The sequence below is a fragment of the Streptomyces antimicrobicus genome (assembly GCF_020532625.1).
Classification (GTDB): Bacteria; Actinomycetota; Actinomycetes; order Streptomycetales; family Streptomycetaceae; genus Streptomyces; species Streptomyces antimicrobicus.
This window is the reverse complement of record NZ_JAJAUY010000013.1, coordinates 15,621-34,351: the sequence shown is the minus strand read 5'-3', so window position 1 is coordinate 34,351 and position 18,731 is coordinate 15,621. Positions and strand designations below refer to the sequence as shown.

Genomic DNA, 18,731 nt, shown 5'->3' with positions numbered 1-18,731 from the left:
TCTGCCCTCCTCCTATGATCCGATCGTGTGACTTGAGTCACAGAGAGCAAGATTTGTTGACCCTGTGTACCTGGGGAACAGCTCACTGTGATTCAGTGGACGGGACACCGCAACGAACCGCCGATGACGAACCTGGAGTTGCTGTCGAGGTCTCGGGGAGAGCGAACGATGGAGACCGAGTCGGAGCCGTACGTCCGTCTTACGACCCTGCGGCAGCTTCACCAGGTGGTGGCCGAGCTCAACACGGCGCGGAGCCTGGCGGACACGCTGCAGACCGTCGTGGACGGCATCGTCGTGGGCCTCGGCTACGAGCTCGCCGCCGTCAACCTCGTCCGCCCCGACGGCGACCTCGTCGTCGCCGCCTTCGCCGGTGACCCCGCCGCAGAGGCCCTCATCACCGGCCGCGTCGGCTCCCGAGCCTCCTGGGAGCGCCGCCTGACCATGGGCGAGTCGTGGGGGGACCTGCGCTTCATCCCGCACACCGAGGGCTGGGTGCTGATCGAGGACGACGTGCCGCAATGGCACACCGACGGCCCCGATCCCCGGTTCGAGGACGAGTGGCACCCCGAGGACCGGCTCTACGCGCCCATGTACGCGGCCGGCGGCGAGCTGCTGGGCGTGATCTCGGTGGACCGGCCCCGCAACGGCCGCCGCCCGGGCGCCTGGGGCCGCGAGGCGCTCCAGATGTACGCCTTCCAGGCGGCCATCGCGATCAGCAACGCCCGGCTGCGCGCGAACATGCAGCGCGCCTTGGTCCGCCTGGAGCGCGAGCAGCAGGCGCTGCGGGCCAGCGAGGAGTCGTTCCGGCAGGCCTTCGAGTACGCCCCCAGCGGCATGGCGATCGCCGAGATGGGCGGCGACCAGCACGGCCGGCTGCTGCGCACCAACGACGCCCTGTGCCGGCTGCTGGGCCGGCCCGCCTCGGTGCTGCGCCGCTACTCCTTCTCCGACCTCGTCCACCCCGAGGACATCGGCACGCTGCTGCGCACCTCCGCCGAGGGCGGCCGGGCCGAGCTGCGCCTGGGCCGGCGCGACGGCACGTACGTGTGGGTGTCCCTGCGCAACTCGGTCGTCGCCGACGCGGCCGACGGGCCCCGTTTCCTGCTCACGCACGTCGAGGACATCGAGGAGCGCAAGCGGCACGAGCTCCAGCTCGCCCACCGCGCCAGCCACGACTCGCTGACCGGCCTGCCCAACAGCGCCGAGCTGCGCTCGCGGCTCTCGGCGCGGCTGTGCCGCCGGCCGCAGGCGGCCCGGGCGACCGCCGTGGAGGCGCTGGACGCGGCGTACGAGAGCCGGGCGGGCGAGGGGGGCGAGCACGAGTTCCCGTCGGACGCCGGCTACCGGGGCGGCCACGGCTCCTACGAGCAGGCGGGCCCCTACGAGCCGCACGGGTCCTTCGAGGCGCACGCCGCCTTCGACGCGCCGGGCGGTGCCGGGCCGGTCCCGGGGGCGTTCGAGCACCACGTGCACACGGTGGCGCCGACCGACCTCGACGACGGCACCAAGGGGCTCGCGGTCCTCTTCTGCGACCTCGACGGCTTCAAGTCGATCAACGACCGGTTCGGCCACCACACCGGTGACGCGGTGCTGATCGAGGTGGCCCGGCGGCTGACGACGGGCGTCAGGGACGGTGACACGGTCGCCCGGCTGGGTGGTGACGAGTTCGTCGTGCTCGCCGACGGCCTGGGCGCGGCCGACGCCGCCGACCTCGCCGTGCGGCTGCGCAACGCGATCATCCCGCCGATCCGGGTGGACGGCCGCGCGGTCCGCGTGGGCGCGAGTTTCGGCATCGGCTGGGCGTCCTGCGGGATGTCCGCGGAGGAAGTGCTGCGCTCGGCCGACCAGCGGATGTACATCGAGAAAAGGTCGCGTTCCAAGGCGCACCGGCGCGCCGGATGACCCCCCGGTGACCCCGGTGGATCACCGGGGGTGCGCCTGTTCGAGGTAGGCTCCCGGGGGTCGAAAGGAGTGACCTGCGATGACGACGCCCGCGAACAACGGCCGGAACGGCGGGGCCAACCAGCCCGAGGACGACGACCCGTTCGGCTACCTCTACGCGGACGGCCAGGCCGGCGGCGCCACGCCGCCCCCGCCCGGTGGCGGTTACGGCTACCCGGGTCCGACGGTCGGTGGTCACCCCGGCGGCCAGCCCGGCGTTCCGCGCACCTCGTACAACCAGGTGCGGACCGTCGGCGAGCGCACGTACGGCGGCCAGCGCGGGCAGGTCCCCGCCCAGCAGCAGCCGCAGGGCTACCAGCCCCAGTACCCGGCCCCGGAGACCCTCCAGGCCGGTGGCTACGGCGTCCCGCCGCAGGGCGGCCCGGCCCCGCAGGCGCAGCCGCTGCCGCGCTCCGGCCACGGCGGCGGCACCAGCTCCAGCCGCCGCGGCATGCTGATCGCCGCGGTCGCGGTGGTCGCCGCGGTCGCGATCGGCATCGGCGCGGCCCTGGCCTTCGGCGGGGACAAGGACAAGGACAAGGACAAGGGCGCGCAGAACCAGGCCGGCGGCGGCCAGACGCCGTCGGCGGCTCCCAAGGACCCGACCGCCGCGCCGAGCACGTCGGCGTCGCCGGAGGCCCCGCTGCCCAAGGCGGACGCGAGCGGCACGGGCTTCAGCCTGGCCGGCGGGGCGTCCCCGCAGTCCACCATCAAGGGCGCCAAGGGCGGCAACGGGCTGTACGTCGGCGGTCTCAACAACCCCGGCGCGTCGGTGACATGGACGCTGGACGTGCCGAAGGCCGGTACGTACAAGCTGAAGATGACCTACGGGGTGCCGGGCAAGGACGCCGAGATGAGCTTCCGCCTCAACGACGCCACCGACCTACGCAAGATCAACATGAAGAACTTCGCGAAGGCCGCCCCCGGCGACTGGGAGAAGGGCTGGACCAACACCTGGGTCCAGGTCGACCTGAAGCAGGGCAGCAACACCGTCCGGATCTCCTGCGAGCCCGGCAACTCCTGCGACGTCAACCTCGACCAGCTGTGGCTGGAGCGCATGTAGCGCTCACGGAGCTCCGGCCCCTCAGGGCTGGGTGACCTTCACCGACCCCCGCATCTCCTCGTAGGTGCGGGGGTCGAACTCTCCCGCCGCCGGGGCCTGGACGGTCGCCGCCGACAGGGCGACCGCGCGGGCCAGGCGTTCGGGCCAGTCCAGGCCCTCGGCGAGGGCGGACAGCAGGCCGGCGACGGCGGAGTCGCCGGCTCCGGTGGGGTTGCCGGCCAGCGTGCGCGGTGGGGCCGCCTGCCAGGTGCCCTCGGGGGTGACGGCGAGCAGGCCGTCGGGGCCGAGCGAGGTGACCACCGCGTGCGCGCCGCGGCGGCGGGCGTCGCGGGTGGCCGGGAGCGGGTCGCGGGAGCCGGTGAGCTCGGCGAGTTCGGCGGCGTTCGGCTTGATGATCTCCGGGCGGGCCGCGACGCCGCGGCGCAGCGGCTCACCGCTGGTGTCCAGCAGGACCGGCACCCCGGCCGTACGGGCGGTGCGGACCAGGACGGCGTACGCGCCGACCGGCACGCCGGGCGGGAGGCTGCCGCACAGGGCGACGGCCCGGGCCCGGCGGACGAGCCGGTTGTAGCCGTTGAGGAACTCCGCCCACTCCACGGCCTCGATGAACGGTCCGGCCTCGTTGAACTGGGTCGTGTCCCCGGTCGAGGAGTCGACCACGGCCAGGGTGCGCCGGGTGGTGCCCGAGCAGCGCACCAGGGCGTCGGTGACACCGGGCGAGTCCGCCAGCAGGGAGCGCAGCACCTCGCCGACCGGTCCGCCGGCGAAGCCGGTCGCGGTGACCTCGTGACCGAGCGCGGCCAGCACCCGGGCGACGTTGACGCCCTTGCCGCCGGGCCGTTCGATCACCTCGGAGACGCGGTGGGAGGTGTGCGGAAGCAGCCTCGGCACGCGGTACGTGACGTCGAGCGCGGTGTTGAGCGTGACGGTCAGGATCATGGCACCCCCCGGAGAATCTCGGTGCCGGGATCATGCCAAAGTCCGGGCGGCCGGCCCAGTCCCCGGTCCGGCCACCCGGCCACGCCTACCCGCTCAGCGCAGCGGGTCGACCACCCACGCGCCGCGCCGCATGACGCCCTTGAGCGCGAAGTCCTCGTCGAGGACGACGAGATCGGCGTACTTGCCGGGCTCCAGCGAACCCACCTCGTCGTACAGGCCGATGAGCTTGGCGGGATTGGCCGAGATGGCCTGGACCACCGATTCCACCGGCAGCCGGTCGATGGTGACGGACCGTCGGAAGGCGGTGTCCAGGGTGAGCGTGGACCCGGCGATCGAGCCGCCCTCGACCAGCCGGGCCACGCCGTCCTTGACCTCGACCTCCAACGGGCCCAGGTGGTAGGTGCCGTCGCCGAAGCCGGCCGCGTCCATGGCGTCGGTGATCAGGGCGACCCGGGCGGCGCCGGCGTGGTGGAACGCCAGTTCCAGCATGGCCGGGTGCAGGTGCACCCCGTCGTTGATGAGCTCGACGGTGACCCGCTCGTCCTCCAGCAGCGCGGCGATCGGACCGGGCGCGCGGTGCTCCATGCCGGGCATCGCGTTGTACAGGTGGGTGGCCACGGTCGCGCCGGCGTCGATGGCCTGGCGGGTCTGCTCGTAGGTGGAGTCGGTGTGGCCGATCGCCGCGATCACGCCGTGCTCGGCCAGCAGCCGTACGGAGTCCAGCCCGCCGGGCAGTTCGGTGGCCAGGGTGAACATGCGGGCCGCGCCGTGGGCGGCGTCGACGAGCTTGCGCACCTCCGCCGGGTCGGGGTGGCGCAGCAGGTCCTCCTTGTGCGCGCCCTTGCGGCAGGGGTTGATGAACGGCCCCTCGAAGTGGATGCCCGCGATCTCGCCGGCCTGCGTCAGCTCGGCCAGCAGCGCGGCGCGCCGGGCGAGTTCGTCCAGTTCGCCGGTGACGGTGGAGGCGACCAGGGTGGTGGTGCCGTGCGCGCGGTGGGTGCGCACCCCGTGCAGGACCTCCTCCTGGGTGCCGGAGGTGAAGGAGGCGCCGCCGCCGCCGTGGTTGTGGATGTCCACGAAGCCGGGGACGATCCAGTGCCCGGACAGGTCGAGGACCTCGGCGCCCTCCGGGGCGCTGCCCGCGATGCGGGCGCCCTCGACGATCACCCGGCCGCCGACGACGGTCCCGGTGGGCAGCACCACCCTGGCGCCGGAGAGAACGGTGCTGTGTGCGCGTCCGGACATCAGGCGGTTACCTCCGTGGCGAGTAGGTCCCAGGCGAGCAGCCCTGCGCCCAGGCAGCCGGCGGTGTCCCCGAGGGCCGCCGGCACGATGTGGGGCAGCCGCTGGAACGTCACGCGCTCCTTGACGGCCGTCCGTAGCGGTGTGAACAAGGTTTCCCCGGCCTCCGCGAGGCCGCCACCGATGATCAGCGTGCGCGGGTCCAGCAGGGTGAGCGCCGTGACCAGGCCGTCGGCGAGGGCGTCGACCGCCGTCCGCCACACGGCGTGGGCGCGTACGTCGCCGGCGGCCACGGCCCGGGCGCAGTCGGCGGCGTCGGCGCCGGGGTCGCCGCTGGCGGCGGCCCAGGCCCTGGAGACGGCGGAGGCGGAGGCCAGGGTCTCCAGGCAGCCGCGCTGGCCGCAGCCGCAGTCGGGGCCGCCGGGGCGGACCACGATGTGCCCGATCTCGCCCGCGTAGCCGTGCGCCCCGGCCTCGATGCGGCCGGCGATGCCGATCGCGCCGGCGATGCCGGTGCCGAGCGGGACGAACAGGAAGCGGTCGGCGTGCCGGCCGGCGCCGATGCGGCCCTCGGCGAGGCCGCCCGTGCGTACGTCGTGCCCGAGGGCCACCGGGAGGCCGCCGAGGCGCCGGCCGAGCAGCTCGCGCAGCGGTACGTCGCGCCAGCCGAGGTTCGCCGCGTACACGGCGATGCCGTTCTCGGCGTCGACGATGCCGGGGACGGCGACGCCGGCGGCCGAGGCGGGCCGGCCGAAGGTCTCGGTGCCGAGGTCGCGCAGGTCGGCGGCGAAGTCGAGGATCGACTCGACGACGGCCTCCGGGCCCCGGTCGCGGCCGGTCGCGCGGCGCGCCTCGTGCAGCAGGGTGCCGTCCTCGGCGACGAGGGCGGCCTTCATCCCGGTGCCGCCCACATCGAGGGCGATGACGTGTTTCACGGGTTTCACAGGGGACAGTCTCGCGTGCTCGGCGGGGAAAGGTCTAGTCCATTGCAGGGTTTTGTTGAGCGGCCATACAAAGTCGGCGCGCAGGTCGGGGCATCGGGCGTGACGGCGGAACTCAAGTGGTGTAGACCTGTAGACCTTACGAGGATCGTACGTACAACGTCGGGATGGACGAAGAGCTGTGATGGGCCGGAGCCGTAGTCGCAATCGTTACCTGGGCCTGGCCGCGACGGGAGCGGCGTTGTCGCTGACCGTGACGCTGGCCGGGTGCGGCAGCGTCACGGGGGACAACGAGGTGACCCTGCGGGTCGTGGCGGCCGACTACGGCGACAATCCGTCGAATTCGTCGGCGGCGTACTGGAAGAAGCTGGCCGGCGAGTTCACCAAGGACCACCCCGGGGTCAAGGTCGAGGTGAGCGTGTACTCCTGGTCGGAGGTGGACAACAAGGTCGCCGCGATGGTCAAGGCGGGCAAGGCCCCCGACATCGCGCAGATCGGCGCCTACGCCGACTACGCCGCCGACGGCAAGCTCTACACCACCGACGAGCTGCTCGCCGTGCAGACCGAGGCGGACTTCCTCGCGCCGCTCGCCGACGCCGGCAAGGTCAAGCGGGTGCAGTACGGCATGCCGTTCGTGGCCAGCACCCGGCTGCTGTTCTACAACGAGAAGCTGTTCGCGGACGCCGGGATCACCGCCGGCGGCCGGCCGTGGGCGCCCAGGACGTGGGCGGACCTGGAGGCGGCGGCCAAGAAGCTGAAGGCGGCGAACGTGCCGACGCCGTTCGCGCTGCCGCTGGGCCGCGAGGAGGCCCAGGCCGAGACGATGATGTGGCTGCTGGCGGGCGGTGGCGGTTACACCGACAACGAGGAGCAGTACGCGATCGACTCGCCGGAGAACGTCAAGACCTTCGAGTTCCTGCGCGACCGGATGGTCGGCCAGGGCCTGACCGGGCCGGTCGAGCCGGGCAAGCTGGACCGGCAGGCGGCGTTCGACGCGTTCACGCGCGGCGAGGTCGGCATGCTCAACGGGCACCCGACGCTGCTGAAGCAGGCCGCGGCCAAGGGGGTCCGCTTCGGCATGGTGCCGATGCCGACGGTGGACGGCTCGGACAAGCCGAGCATGGGCGTGGCCGACTGGATGATGGCGTTCAAGAACAAGCACCGCAAGGAGACGGGCCTGTTCCTGGACTTCGTGTACACGGCGAAGAACCAGACCGCGTTCACCAGCACGTACGACCTGCTGCCGGTGACCACCAGCGGCTACCGGGCGACGAACGCGAGCACGGGCGGCAACAGCGCCCAGCTGAAGACGTTCCTGCAGGCGCTGCCGGGCTCGCGGCTGTACCCGGCGGGCAAGAAGTCGTGGCCGGGCGTGAGCGAGGACATCAAGCAGAACATCGGCAAGGCGGTGGCTCCGGGGGGCTCCCCGGACCGCGTGCTGTCGGAGATCGCGACTGCTGCGCGGGCGAACGATCCTCGCTGAGGCTGCCCGGTGGGGCGGGGGCTGCCCGGTGGGGCGGGCTGCCCCGCGGCGGGCCCGCGGCGGGCGGGCTGCCCCGCGGTGGGCGGGCTGGAGCGTGGCGGGCGGGCTGGAGCGCGCTGCGCGGTGCTTCCGGGCTTGGCTTCGGGGGTCGGGGGCTCCGGGTGGGGGTGTTCGGGACTGCATGATTTATGGCGGTTCCGGCTGATTCCGCAGCTCGTGCAGTGACCACGCCACAAATCACGCTTTACGTCCCGAACACCCCCACCCTGCGCCCCCGACCTGGGCCGTGCTTCGAAGGCGCCGCCCCGTGTGGTCTCCGGCGGTTTCCGTCCGGCCGGGCTTCGGAGGCCTCTGCAGGGGGTCAGCGGCGGGAGCGTTGGGTGGTGCGGAGGCGGCGGAGGCGGTTGATCGTCGTGGGGGCGTGGGCCAGGGCGCGGGGGTCGTCCAGGAGGGCGTTGAGCAGTTGGTAGTAGCGGACCGGGGTCAGGCCCAGGCCCTCGCGTATCGCCCGCTCCTTGGCACCGGGGCCCGGCCAGGTCCGCCCCTCGTACGCGAGCACGGCGGCCTCGACCGCCGTCAGCTGCGCGTCGTCCGTCATACCGCCACACTAACGCCGACCACCGACACGCCGCCGGGTCACCCGGACGGCCGGGCCGGCGGAAGCCTGGGCGGCGGACCGGCGGCGCCGGTAGGGTCGTAGCCATGGGGAGTAGCCATCCGCACGAACTGCCGATGCCCGACACCGCCGCGGGACGCGAGGGGCTTCAAGCCCTGCTGCGCGCACCCCGCCGATCCGTGGTCGCCCTCGACTTCGACGGCACCCTCGCCGACATCGTCCCCGACCCCGACCAGGCCCGGGCCCACCCCGCCGCCGTCCCGGCCCTGGCCGCGCTGGCGCCGCAGGTCGCCTCGGTGGCCGTGGTCACCGGCCGGCCGGCCGGGGTCGCCGTCCGCCACGGCGGCTTCGCCGGAGTGGCCGGCCTGGAGCACCTCGTCGTCCTCGGCCACTACGGGGCCGAACGCTGGGACGCCGTCAGCGGGATCGTGCACGCGCCCGCCGAGCACCCGGGGGTGGCCGCCGTCCGCGCGGAACTGCCCGGGTTCCTCGACGCGATCGGGGCCTGGCACGGCACCTGGATCGAGGAGAAGGGCCGGGCCCTGGCCGTGCACACCCGGCGCGCCGAGGACCCGGCGGCGGCCTTCGCCGCGCTGCGCGAGCCGCTCGCGGAGCTGGCCCAGCGGCACGGCCTGATCGTCGAGCCCGGCCGGGCCGTCCTCGAACTTCGCCCGCCCGGCATGGACAAGGGCGTGGCCCTCACCGAGTACCTGGCCGAGACCGGCGCCGAGGCGGTCCTCTACGCCGGCGACGACCTCGGCGACCTCGCCGCCTACGCCGCCGTGGAGAAGCTCCGCACCGACGGCACCCCGGGCCTGCTGGTGTGCAGCGGCTCGGCCGAGGTCCCCGAACTCGCCGCCCGCGCGGACCTGGTCCTCGCCGGGCCGGCCGCGGTCGCCGACTTCCTCGCCCGGCTCGCCGCGGCCCTGCGCACCCGGGCCCAGGACCCGGGCCGGGACTGAGATCCCGCCCGGGGCCGAGGCCCCGCCCTACGACGTCTGCGCCGACTCCCGGAGGTCGGCCAACTGCGCCGCGAACCACCGGGCCGGCGGCAGCGCCGTCGCCGCTGCCGCCAGCCGCTTGGTCCGCTCGGCCCGTTCCGCCTCCGGCATCGACAGCGCCCGGTGCAGGGCCTTGGCCGTCTGCGTGACGTCGTAGGGATTCACGGTCAGCGCGTCCTCGCGCAGTTCCCCGTACGCCCCCGCGCCCTGCGACAGCACCACCGCGCAGCCCGCGTCGGAGACCACCGGGATCTCCTTGGCGACCAGGTTCATGCCGTCGCGGACCGGGTTGACCAGGGCCACGTCCGCCAGCCGGTACGCGGCCAGCGACCGCGCGAAGTCGTCCTTGACGTGCAGGTGGACCGGCGTCCAGTCGGCCGTGCCGAACTCCTCGTTGATCTGCGCCGACAGCTGAGCCACCGCCGCGGTGTAGTCGCGGTAGACCGCGAGGTCCTGCCGGGAGGGGTAGGCGAACGCCATGTGCACCACCCGCTCGCGCCACTCCGGCTGCCCGGCCAGCAGCTCCCGGTAGGCCAGCAGCCCGCGGACGATGTTCTTCGACAGCTCCGTGCGGTCGACCCGCACGATCGTGCGGCAGCCGCCCGTCTCCGTCCGCAGCGCCGCCAGCCGCTCGTCGACCTCCGGCCGGTGCGCGAGCGCCCGCAGCTCGTCCCCGTCGACGCCCAGCGGGTACACCGCCACGTGCGTGGTGCGCCGCTTCCACACCGTGTAGCGGCGGTGCTCGACCCGGTCCGCGCCCGGCTCGGCCCGGCCCCAGGCGTCGTCCAGGTCCGTGCACCCGAGGAACGCGTCCGCCCAGGCCTGGGTGTGGAAACCCAGCCGGTCCGCGCCGAGCATGCCCCACACCAGGGTCTCGCGGGCGTAGTCCGGCAGCATGCGCAGGTAGTGCGGCGGCGCCCACGGGGTGTGGGTGAAGTGCGCGATCCGCACGTCCGGGCGCAGCACCCGCAGCAGGCCCGGCACCAGCGCCAGGTGGTAGTCCTGGACCAGCACCGAGGCGCCCTCGGCGGCCTCCTGCGCCAGCGCCTCGGCGAAGGCCCGGTTGTAGGCCTCGTACGACTCCCAGCGCCGGCGGAACTCCGCGTCGAAGACCGGCTCGCGCGGGATGTCGTACAGGACGTGGTGGGTGAACCACAGCACCGAGTTCGCGATGCCGTTGTACGCGTCGTCGTAGATGGTGGGATCGATGTCCAGCATGCGGACGCCCGGCTCGCTCACCCCCCGGCGCACCGCCTCGCGGTCCGCCTCGGAGAGCGCCGCGCAGATCCACAGCGCCTCCGGTTGCTCCGCGAGGGCCGCCGACAGGCCGGAGACGAGACCGCCTCCGCCGCGCCGGGACTCCAGCGCGCCGTCGTCGCCGAGGACGTAGGACAGGGGGCCGCGGTTCGCTGCAACGAGCACCTGGGAAGCCATGCGGCCAACCTAGCCGGGGCGGCTCCCGCTCAAACGTCCGTTCCGCCCGGCGCGGCGAGACGTCCGCCACGCCGCCACCGGCGCGCGGGCGGCCCGCGGGCCGGTGGCGGCGCTCCTCACGCCGCGCGGCGCAGCGCGTACTCCTCGATCTCGGCCATCGGCGGCCGCTCCTCGGTGTCCACCGGATAGGCGTGCGGCACGAACCCGTCCGGACCCCGCTCGAACTGGATCAGCTCCGGTCGCACCAGGGGGTACCCCCAGCGGTGGCCGGGGGAGTGCCCCCGGGAGAGGCGCAGCTGCGCCGTGCGGTAGATCGCGGCGGCCATCCGGCCCAGCGCCCGCCCGTCCTGGTGCCGGTGCCGGCGCACGCCCACGTCGACCTGGGCGAGGGCGTCCAGGCCCACCGTGTGCAGGGCGTCGACCAGCAGGCCGAGCTCCACGCCGTAGCCGACGGGGAACGGCAGCCGCTCCAGCAGCGAGCGGCGGACGGCGTACTCGCCGCCCAGCGGCTGCACGAAGCCGGCCAGCTGCGGCCAGTGCAGGTTCAGCAGCGGCCGGGCGACCAGCTCGGTGACCCGGCCGCCCTGCTCGACGGCGCCCGGGGCGGCCGCCGCGCCGTCCCACGGGCGGTCGTACATCGCCTTGACGAACTGCACGTCCGGCTCGGTCAGCAGCGGCCCGACGATCCCCGACACGAACGCCGAGGAGAAGTCCCGCAGGTCCGCGTCCACGAAGCAGACGATGTCCCCGCCGGTCACCAGCAGCGAGCGCCACAGCACCTCGCCCTTGCCCGGCAGGGCCGGGATCCGCGGCAGCACCTCGTCGCGGCGCACGACCCGGGCGCCCGCCGCGGCCGCGACGGCCGCCGTACGGTCGCTCGAACCCGAGTCGACCACGACCAGCTCGTCCACCAGCGGGAACGGCAGGCCCTCGATCAGGTCGCGGCGGACCTTCTCCACGATGGCGCCGACGGTGGCCTCCTCGTCGAGTGCCGGCAGGACCACGCTGACCGTGCTGCCGGACGCCCGTTTGGCCTCCAGCAGCTGGTCGAGCGGCCGGTCGGCAGCGGACCAGGAGCGGTCGGCCAGCCAGCGCTCCACCTCTTCCAGCACGTGTGGGCTCCCCTGTGTGATCCTGTGCGCGGTCCGGATGTGCCGTCCGGTGTGATCCATCTCGCGGATCGGACGGCAGTCTCAACAGCCCGACCCTTCGGTTACAGTCTTGAACAACGCGGAGGACCCCCGCATGTCGGGGTCCCCACGCACGCACAAACGCTCGGGAACGCGCCATGGCGCGCGGTGTCCCGCGCCATACCGCTCATCCAGAGGGGCAGAGGGAAACGGCCCGTTGAAGCCCCGGCAACCCTCCAGTCGGTTCTCGCAGCAGCGAGGTCCCCGGCTAGGGAAGGTGCCAAATCCGTCTCGCGGCGAAGTGCGTCGCGAGGAAGATGAGGAGAAAGGGCCTCGCCGTCATGGCTGCACAGACTGTCGCAACCTCCACCACCGTCGACCTCGGTCCCGCGACCGGACTCTCCTGTCGCGAGTGCGGTACCCGCTTCGAGCTCGGCCCCATCTTCGCGTGCGCCGAGTGCTTCGGCCCGCTGGAGGTGGCCTACGAACTCCCGGCCGGCGACCCGGAGGCCCTGCGCGCGGCCATCGAGGCGGGCCCGGACAACATCTGGCGGTACGCCCCGCTGCTGCCCGTCCCGGCGGACGTGGCCGGCAAGCCCAGTCTGAACCCGGGCTTCACCAAGCTGGTGGACGCGCAGAACCTGGCCAAGGAGCTGGGCGTCACCGGCAAGCTCTACGTCAAGGACGACTCCGGCAACCCGACGCACTCCTTCAAGGACCGCGTCGTCGCGATCGCCGTCGAGGCCGCCCGCGCCTTCGGCTTCACCACCCTCTCCTGCTCCTCCACCGGCAACCTGGCCGGCGCCGTCGGCGCCGCGGCCGCCCGCGCCGGCTTCCGTTCCTGCGTGTTCATCCCGCACGACCTGGAGCAGGGCAAGGTCGTCATGGCCGGTGTCTACGGCGGTGACCTGGTCGGCATCGAGGGCAACTACGACGACGTCAACCGCTTCTGCTCCGAGCTCATCGGCGACCCGCTGGGCGAGGGCTGGGGCTTCGTCAACGTCAACCTGCGCCCGTACTACGGCGAGGGCTCCAAGACCCTGGCGTACGAGATCTGCGAGCAGCTCGGCTGGCAGCTGCCCGACCAGATCGTCGTGCCGATCGCCTCCGGCTCCCAGCTGACGAAGATCGACAAGGGTCTGCAGGAGCTGATCAAGCTCGGCCTGGTCGAGGACAAGCCGTACAAGATCTTCGGGGCGCAGGCCGAGGGCTGCTCGCCGGTGTCGACGGCCTTCAAGGCCGGCCACGACGTGGTGCGCCCGCAGAAGCCGAACACCATCGCCAAGTCGCTCGCCATCGGCAACCCGGCCGACGGTCCGTACGTCCTGGACATCGCCCGGCGCACCGGCGGCTTCGTGGAGGACGTCACCGACGAGCAGGTCGTCGAGGCCATCAAGATCCTGGCGCGGGCCGAGGGCATCTTCGCCGAGACCGCGGGCGGCGTGACCGTCGGCGTGACGAAGAAGCTCATCGAGAACGGCGTCCTGGACCCGACCCTGACCACGGTGGTCCTCAACACCGGTGACGGCCTCAAGACCCTGGAGGCGGTCGCCGCCGACAGCGGCCAGACCGCCACGATCCGCCCGAGCCTGGACGCGTTCCGCGCCGCCGGCCTGGCCTGACCCTTCTCCTCCAGCACTACCGGAAAGGCAGTAGCGCCATGAGCGTGACCGTCCGCATCCCCACCATCCTGCGTACCTACACCGGCGGCGAGGCCGAGGTGAAGGCCGAGGGCGCCACCCTCGCCGAGGTCATCTCCTCGCTCGACGCCAACCACCCGGGCATCGGCGCGCGCATCCTGGACGACCAGGGCAAGCTGCGCCGTTTCGTCAACGTCTACGTCAACGACGACGACGTGCGTTTCGAGGGCGGGCTGCAGGCCGCGACGCCGGACGGTGCGGGCGTCTCGATCATCCCCGCCGTCGCCGGCGGCTGCTGACACGCGCAACCTCCGAATTACCCCCTGCGCGAAAGCGGAGGGGGTAATTCTGCTTGGTTGGGCGCGGTAGAGTTGGGGAAGTCCCCTCCCCTGTTCTTGCCCGGTGCATATGAGCGGGTCGCGCCATGGTCGACATCGGGTCAATGTGCGCGAGCGATATGGGGCATTGACGGTATATGTCGGGTCCGAGTTGCCCAGGAATATGCCAACTTTTCACGCTTCTTCGGCGTATCCGCGTGTCCAGATTTCTCGTCGGAATGACCTGTTGCAGACAGCGTCGGTCCAGATACATTCAGCCGCGGTCGACGCGTTCCGACGCAAGTTCTGACCCGGGACCACGAAGTGTGGTCCCGCGCAAGGGCCAGTAATAGGGGAGTTAGGCATGGCTCAGGGCACCGTCAAGTGGTTCAACGCGGAGAAGGGCTACGGCTTCATCGCGGTCGACGGTGGTGCGGATGTGTTCGTCCACTACAGCGCCATCCAGATGGACGGGTACCGCACCCTTGAAGAGGGTCAGCGGGTCGAGTTCGAGATCTCGCAGGGTCAGAAGGGCCCGCAGGCGGACATGGTCAAGCTCGCCGTTTGATCGAGTCCTGGCTGATCCGCACGCGATCGACCACCACTGACACAGACGCACGAGGGGCCCGCATCCCGGAGGGAGATGCGGGCCCCTCGCGCGTGCCCGGGCGCCGGGGGCGTGCGGGCGACTCCTCGTGGCGCGCTCGCGCCGCGGGGTCCGGTTCGCGGGAGCCGCTTGCACTCGGCATGCCCGAGTGCTAATCATTGGCGTTAGCACTCTCCGGGTGAGAGTGATAAAGACGAGGACCGGGTCGGTGAGGTCCGCGGGCCCCGGTGGGAAGGAACCGCCGGGCCGGCAGGCCGTCCGTCGCGGGCGCCACGCGGTCCGAAGGCAATCCACCCCAGTCCGGGAGGACCACTTCACATGGCCAAGATCATCGCGTTCGACGAGGAGGCCCGGCGCGGCCTGGAGCGCGGCATGAACCAGCTCGCTGACGCCGTCAAGGTCACCCTTGGCCCCAAGGGTCGCAACGTCGTCCTTGAGAAGAAGTGGGGCGCCCCCACGATCACCAACGATGGTGTGTCCATCGCCAAGGAGATCGAGCTGGAGGACCCGTACGAGAAGATCGGCGCCGAGCTGGTCAAGGAAGTCGCCAAGAAGACGGACGACGTCGCCGGTGACGGTACGACCACCGCGACCGTCCTCGCCCAGGCGCTCGTCCGCGAGGGTCTGCGCAACGTCGCCGCCGGCGCCAACCCGATGGCCCTCAAGCGCGGCATCGAGAAGGCCGTCGAGGCCGTCTCCGGTGCGCTCCTCGACCAGGCCAAGGAGGTCGAGACCAAGGAGCAGATCGCCTCCACCGCCTCCATCTCCGCCGCCGACACCCAGATCGGCGAGCTCATCGCCGAGGCCATGGACAAGGTCGGCAAGGAAGGCGTCATCACCGTCGAGGAGTCCCAGACCTTCGGTCTGGAGCTTGAGCTCACCGAGGGCATGCGCTTCGACAAGGGCTACATCTCGGCGTACTTCGCGACCGACATGGAGCGCATGGAGGCGGCGCTCGAGGACCCCTACATCCTCATCGTCAACTCCAAGGTCTCCTCGGTGAAGGACCTGCTCCCGCTCCTGGAGAAGGTCATGCAGTCCGGCAAGCCGCTGCTGATCATCGCCGAGGACGTCGAGGGCGAGGCCCTGTCGACCCTGGTCGTCAACAAGATCCGTGGCACCTTCAAGTCCGTCGCCGTCAAGGCCCCGGGCTTCGGTGACCGCCGCAAGGCCATGCTCGGCGACATCGCCATCCTCACCGGTGGCACGGTCATCTCCGAGGAGGTCGGCCTCAAGCTGGAGAACGCCGGTCTCGACCTGCTCGGCCGCGCCCGCAAGGTCGTCATCACCAAGGACGAGACCACGATCGTCGACGGTGCCGGTGACAGCGAGCAGGTCGCCGGTCGCGTGAACCAGATCCGCGCCGAGATCGAGAACTCCGACTCGGACTACGACCGCGAGAAGCTCCAGGAGCGCCTGGCGAAGCTGGCCGGCGGCGTGGCCGTCATCAAGGCCGGTGCCGCCACCGAGGTCGAGCTCAAGGAGCGCAAGCACCGCATCGAGGACGCCGTCCGCAACGCGAAGGCCGCCGTCGAGGAGGGCATCGTCGCCGGTGGTGGCGTGGCCCTGCTGCAGGCCGGCAACGTCTTCGAGAAGCTGGAGCTCGACGGCGACGAGGCCACCGGTGCCGAGATCGTCCGCAAGGCGCTCGCCGCCCCGCTGACCCAGATCTCCGTCAACGCCGGCCTCGAGGGTGGCGTCGTGGTGGAGAAGGTGCGCAACCTGCCCGTCGGCCACGGCCTGAACGCCGCGTCCGGCGAGTACGTCGACATGATCGCCGAGGGCATCATCGACCCGGCGAAGGTCACGCGCTCCGCCCTGCAGAACGCCGCCTCCATCGCGGCCCTGTTCCTGACCACCGAGGCCGTCATCGCCGACAAGCCGGAGAAGGCCGCGGCCGCTCCGGGCGGCATGCCGGGCGGTGACATGGACTTCTGATCGACTTCAGGTCGATCGGCTGCTCCGCCTGACCGAGGGCGGCACCCTTCCCCGACGGGGAGGGTGCCGCCCTCGGCGCTTTCCCGGGCTGCGGGTCTGGTGCAATGGGAGGGAACGCGGGAGGGACGGACGACATGAGGCGGACGACATGACGGCGGGCGACAGGACGACGGGCGACAGGACGGCGGGCGAAGTGCGCAGGGGCGGCGGGAACGGCGTGTTCATCAAGATCTGCGGCCTGCGGACCGAGCAGGACCTCGACGTGGCGGTCACGGCCGGCGCCGATGCCGTCGGCTTCGTCTTCGCCCCCGGCAGCCCGCGCACCGTGGACGCGCCGACCGCCCGGCGCCTGGCGGCGCTGGTGCCCGCCGGGGTGCTCACGGTCGGTGTCTTCCGGGGCCAGCCCGTCGAGGAGGTCCGCCGCCTGACCGAGGAGAGCGGCGTACGCGGCGTGCAGCTGCACGGGGACGAGGGCCAGGAGTACTACGAGGCGCTGCGCGCCGAGGGCCGCACCCTGCTGCGCGCCACCGCCGAGCACGTGCGGCGCTGCGGCGAGTACGGCGAGGACCTGCTCCTCCTGGACGCCCCCGACCCCGGCTCCGGCAAGCCCTGGAACTGGGGCGCGCCGTCCTTCACCGCCCCCGAGGGCCGCTGGCTCCTGGCCGGCGGCCTGACCCCCGGGAACGTCTCCGAGGCCGTGAAGACCACCGGCGCCTGGGGCGTGGACGTCTCCAGCGGCGTGGAGAGCAGCCGGGGCGTGAAGTCCCCGGCCCTGATCAGGTCCTTCATCGAGGCGGCGCGCTCGGCCCGGGGCTGACCCGCTCGATCACGACGCTCGCTAGGGCATTCAAAATGCCACCGCCGGGCTGCACGGCCACAAGTACGCGTATGGAAAAGGTCTGACCGCACACGGCTGCCTACGGCAGCCGCGCCGGCTCCGGCTCCGCTGTCGCCGGCGCGTCCAGGGCCGTCAGCATCGCCGGGGTGAAACCGAAGAAGTACGTGGTCACGAAGCCGGCGAGGTAGCCCACGCCCAGCCCGCACGCGTACACCGTCACGCTCGCGAGCATCCCCGAGGCGCCGTCCAGCAACGGGAACAGGGCCCAGCCGGACGGGCCGATCGCGGTGGAGCCGAAACTCACGCCGAGCTGGTGGAACAGCCCGACGAAGGCGCCGCCGGCCGCCCCGCCGACGCACGCCGTGACGAACGGCCGGCCGAGCGGCAGCGAGACACCGTAGATCAGCGGTTCGCCGACGCCCAGGAAGCCCGCCGGGAGGGCGGAGCGGATGGTGGCGCGCAGCGACGCGTTGCGCGGCAACCGGACCCGGATCGCGAGCGCCGCCCCGACCTGGCCGGCGCCGGCCATGGCCAGGATCGGCAGCAGCACGGTGTGCCCCTGCTGCTCGATGAGCGTGGTGTGCAGCGGGATCAGCGCCTGGTGCAGCCCGAGCATGACCAGGGGCAGGAAGAGCCCGCCGAGCACCAGCCCGGCGAACGCGCCGCCGGAGGCCAGCAGCCAGGTGGCGAAGGACCCCACCGCCCGGGAGACCTCACCGGCCACGAACATCAGCCCGTAGAGCGTCACCAGGCCCGGGACCAGCACCGTCAGGGTCGGGGTGAGCAGTACGTCGAGTGCCTCGGGGACCCGGCGGCGGCACCACCGTTCGACCTGGACGGCGAGCAGCGCCGCGGCGAGCGCGCCGAGCACCCCGCCCTGGCCGGGCGCGAGCGGATGCCCGAACGCGGTGATCTTCGTGACGCCGGGGAACACGATGACGGCGGCGACCGCCCCGCCGAGGACCGGGGTCCCGCCGAACTCCTTGGCGGTGTTGATCCCGACGAAGACCGCGAGCAGCGACATGAAGCCGGAAGCCGTCGCGGTCAGCGCCGGGACCAGGGCGGGCAGCAGGCCGAGGTTGGTGAGCAGGCCGTTCAGCCCGGCGATGACGCCGCAGCCGATCAGGGCGGGGATCAGCGGGACGAAGATGTTCGCGACGCGGCGCAGGAGCAGCTTCAGCGGCGTGGCGTTGCGTTCCTTCCGCGCCGCTTTCAGGGCGGCGCCGCGTGCGGCCAGCTCGGCCGCGGTGCCGCCCGCCGGTTCGCGGCGGCCGGCCGCCACCAGCGCCTCGAACTCCGGCGTGACCCGGGCGACCGTGCCCGGCCCGAGCACCACCTGGTAGTTCGCCCCGCTACCGCCGGGAGGTGCCCCCCGGTCCTCGACGACGCCCAGCACCCCGGGCACGGCCCGGACCGCCGCGTCCTGGACCAGGGACCGGTCGCGCAGCCCGATCCGGAGCCGGGTCATGCAGTGCGCGACGGAGGTGACGTTGTCCGGGCCGCCGACCAGCGGCAGGAGGGCGGCGGCGGTGGCGCGGTGCCGGTCGGCCGGGGGTGTGGGGGCAGGTGCCATGGGGGAGGCCTCGCTGTGCGGACGTACG

General features: G+C 72.6%; 16 protein-coding genes and 1 riboswitch. Of the genes, 9 read left to right on the top strand and 7 right to left on the bottom strand.

Translation table 11 applies throughout. The features are described 5' to 3' along the window. Window positions 1-168: 168 nt before the first annotated feature. Together cdgB and LG632_RS05600 are read left to right on the top strand one after the other, a co-directional pair. Window positions 169-1,902: a diguanylate cyclase CdgB gene (cdgB, locus tag LG632_RS05605; protein ID WP_226725684.1), complete on the top strand. Its 1,734-nt coding sequence runs from the start codon at window positions 169-171 to the stop codon at window positions 1,900-1,902. Between the two features lie 79 nt (window positions 1,903-1,981). After that, window positions 1,982-3,004: a carbohydrate-binding protein gene (locus LG632_RS05600; RefSeq protein WP_226725683.1), complete on the top strand. Its 1,023-nt coding sequence runs from the start codon at window positions 1,982-1,984 to the stop codon at window positions 3,002-3,004. Between the two features lie 21 nt (window positions 3,005-3,025). Here LG632_RS05600 and LG632_RS05595 read toward each other — a convergent pair whose 3' ends face one another. The 3 genes from LG632_RS05595 to LG632_RS05585 all read right to left on the bottom strand — a co-directional run bounded on the left by LG632_RS05595 (window position 3,026) and on the right by LG632_RS05585 (window position 6,120). Continuing rightward, on the bottom strand, window positions 3,026-3,943 hold the full coding sequence (locus LG632_RS05595; protein WP_226725682.1) for a 1-phosphofructokinase family hexose kinase: 918 nt from the start codon (window positions 3,941-3,943) through the stop codon (window positions 3,026-3,028). A gap of 93 nt (window positions 3,944-4,036) precedes the next feature. Continuing rightward, window positions 4,037-5,188: an N-acetylglucosamine-6-phosphate deacetylase gene (gene nagA, locus LG632_RS05590; RefSeq protein WP_226725681.1), complete on the bottom strand. Its 1,152-nt coding sequence runs from the start codon at window positions 5,186-5,188 to the stop codon at window positions 4,037-4,039. Continuing rightward, window positions 5,188-6,120, bottom strand: a complete 933-nt coding sequence (locus tag LG632_RS05585; protein ID WP_226725731.1) for an ROK family protein — start codon at window positions 6,118-6,120, stop codon at window positions 5,188-5,190. The genes nagA and LG632_RS05585 overlap by 1 nt, the downstream gene beginning before the upstream one ends. Window positions 6,121-6,310: 190 nt before the next feature. On the opposite strand from LG632_RS05585, the gene LG632_RS05580 reads away from it, so the two are divergent. Continuing rightward, on the top strand, window positions 6,311-7,609 hold the full coding sequence (locus tag LG632_RS05580; RefSeq protein WP_226725680.1) for an extracellular solute-binding protein: 1,299 nt from the start codon (window positions 6,311-6,313) through the stop codon (window positions 7,607-7,609). Window positions 7,610-7,970: 361 nt separating this feature from the next. Here LG632_RS05580 and LG632_RS05575 read toward each other — a convergent pair whose 3' ends face one another. Beyond that, a complete protein-coding gene (locus LG632_RS05575; protein ID WP_226725679.1) occupies window positions 7,971-8,207 on the bottom strand; it encodes a DUF3263 domain-containing protein in 237 nt (78 codons plus the stop codon). A gap of 104 nt (window positions 8,208-8,311) precedes the next feature. On the opposite strand from LG632_RS05575, the gene otsB reads away from it, so the two are divergent. After that, the gene (gene otsB, locus LG632_RS05570) at window positions 8,312-9,187 is read left to right on the top strand and encodes a trehalose-phosphatase (RefSeq protein ID WP_226725678.1); all 876 of its coding nucleotides are present in this window, start codon (window positions 8,312-8,314) and stop codon (window positions 9,185-9,187) included. A 27-nt stretch (window positions 9,188-9,214) separates the two neighbouring features. Here otsB and LG632_RS05565 read toward each other — a convergent pair whose 3' ends face one another. Beyond that, on the bottom strand, window positions 9,215-10,660 hold the full coding sequence (locus LG632_RS05565; protein WP_226725677.1) for an alpha,alpha-trehalose-phosphate synthase (UDP-forming): 1,446 nt from the start codon (window positions 10,658-10,660) through the stop codon (window positions 9,215-9,217). Window positions 10,661-10,776: 116 nt separating this feature from the next. Next, window positions 10,777-11,772 carry a glucosyl-3-phosphoglycerate synthase gene (locus LG632_RS05560; RefSeq protein ID WP_226725676.1) on the bottom strand — a complete coding sequence of 332 codons (996 nt, stop codon included), beginning with the start codon at window positions 11,770-11,772 and terminating at the stop codon, window positions 10,777-10,779. Window positions 11,773-11,974: 202 nt separating this feature from the next. Continuing rightward, window positions 11,975-12,114, top strand: a riboswitch (SAM riboswitch). A gap of 17 nt (window positions 12,115-12,131) precedes the next feature. Here LG632_RS05560 and thrC point away from each other — a divergent pair. The 5 genes from thrC (at window position 12,132) to LG632_RS05535 (ending at window position 17,109) form a co-directional block, all read left to right on the top strand. Continuing rightward, window positions 12,132-13,412, top strand: coding sequence for a threonine synthase (thrC, locus tag LG632_RS05555; RefSeq protein ID WP_226725675.1), 1,281 nt, complete (start codon window positions 12,132-12,134; stop codon window positions 13,410-13,412). 38 nt (window positions 13,413-13,450) lie between these two features. Then, window positions 13,451-13,729, top strand: coding sequence for a MoaD/ThiS family protein (locus LG632_RS05550; RefSeq protein ID WP_226725674.1), 279 nt, complete (start codon window positions 13,451-13,453; stop codon window positions 13,727-13,729). A 382-nt stretch (window positions 13,730-14,111) separates the two neighbouring features. Further along, on the top strand, window positions 14,112-14,315 hold the full coding sequence (locus LG632_RS05545; protein WP_005315736.1) for a cold-shock protein: 204 nt from the start codon (window positions 14,112-14,114) through the stop codon (window positions 14,313-14,315). Between the two features lie 357 nt (window positions 14,316-14,672). Further along, window positions 14,673-16,292, top strand: a complete 1,620-nt coding sequence (gene groL / locus LG632_RS05540) for a chaperonin GroEL (RefSeq protein ID WP_226725673.1) — start codon at window positions 14,673-14,675, stop codon at window positions 16,290-16,292. 148 nt (window positions 16,293-16,440) lie between these two features. Continuing rightward, window positions 16,441-17,109 carry a phosphoribosylanthranilate isomerase gene (locus LG632_RS05535; RefSeq protein ID WP_226725672.1) on the top strand — a complete coding sequence of 223 codons (669 nt, stop codon included), beginning with the start codon at window positions 16,441-16,443 and terminating at the stop codon, window positions 17,107-17,109. 100 nt (window positions 17,110-17,209) lie between these two features. Here the strand turns inward: LG632_RS05535 and LG632_RS05530 are convergent, their stop codons facing one another. Further along, window positions 17,210-18,703, bottom strand: a complete 1,494-nt coding sequence (locus tag LG632_RS05530) for a PTS transporter subunit EIIC (protein ID WP_226725671.1) — start codon at window positions 18,701-18,703, stop codon at window positions 17,210-17,212. Window positions 18,704-18,731 lie beyond the last annotated feature (28 nt).

What these genes read in the sequence shown, in the direction of transcription:
- LG632_RS05595 (WP_226725682.1), bottom strand. Translation starts at nt 3,943, where the DNA reads ATGATCCTGACCGTCACGCTCAACACCGCGCTCGACGTCACGTACCGC.
- thrC (WP_226725675.1), top strand. Translation starts at nt 12,132, where the DNA reads ATGGCTGCACAGACTGTCGCAACCTCCACCACCGTCGACCTCGGTCCC.
- LG632_RS05575 (WP_226725679.1), bottom strand. Translation starts at nt 8,207, where the DNA reads ATGACGGACGACGCGCAGCTGACGGCGGTCGAGGCCGCCGTGCTCGCG.
- LG632_RS05565 (WP_226725677.1), bottom strand. Translation starts at nt 10,660, where the DNA reads ATGGCTTCCCAGGTGCTCGTTGCAGCGAACCGCGGCCCCCTGTCCTAC.
- otsB (WP_226725678.1), top strand. Translation starts at nt 8,312, where the DNA reads ATGGGGAGTAGCCATCCGCACGAACTGCCGATGCCCGACACCGCCGCG.
- LG632_RS05530 (WP_226725671.1), bottom strand. Translation starts at nt 18,703, where the DNA reads ATGGCACCTGCCCCCACACCCCCGGCCGACCGGCACCGCGCCACCGCC.
- LG632_RS05600 (WP_226725683.1), top strand. Translation starts at nt 1,982, where the DNA reads ATGACGACGCCCGCGAACAACGGCCGGAACGGCGGGGCCAACCAGCCC.
- LG632_RS05545 (WP_005315736.1), top strand. Translation starts at nt 14,112, where the DNA reads ATGGCTCAGGGCACCGTCAAGTGGTTCAACGCGGAGAAGGGCTACGGC.
- LG632_RS05550 (WP_226725674.1), top strand. Translation starts at nt 13,451, where the DNA reads ATGAGCGTGACCGTCCGCATCCCCACCATCCTGCGTACCTACACCGGC.
- LG632_RS05580 (WP_226725680.1), top strand. Translation starts at nt 6,311, where the DNA reads ATGGGCCGGAGCCGTAGTCGCAATCGTTACCTGGGCCTGGCCGCGACG.
- LG632_RS05535 (WP_226725672.1), top strand. Translation starts at nt 16,441, where the DNA reads ATGACGGCGGGCGACAGGACGACGGGCGACAGGACGGCGGGCGAAGTG.
- nagA (WP_226725681.1), bottom strand. Translation starts at nt 5,188, where the DNA reads ATGTCCGGACGCGCACACAGCACCGTTCTCTCCGGCGCCAGGGTGGTG.
- cdgB (WP_226725684.1), top strand. Translation starts at nt 169, where the DNA reads ATGGAGACCGAGTCGGAGCCGTACGTCCGTCTTACGACCCTGCGGCAG.
- groL (WP_226725673.1), top strand. Translation starts at nt 14,673, where the DNA reads ATGGCCAAGATCATCGCGTTCGACGAGGAGGCCCGGCGCGGCCTGGAG.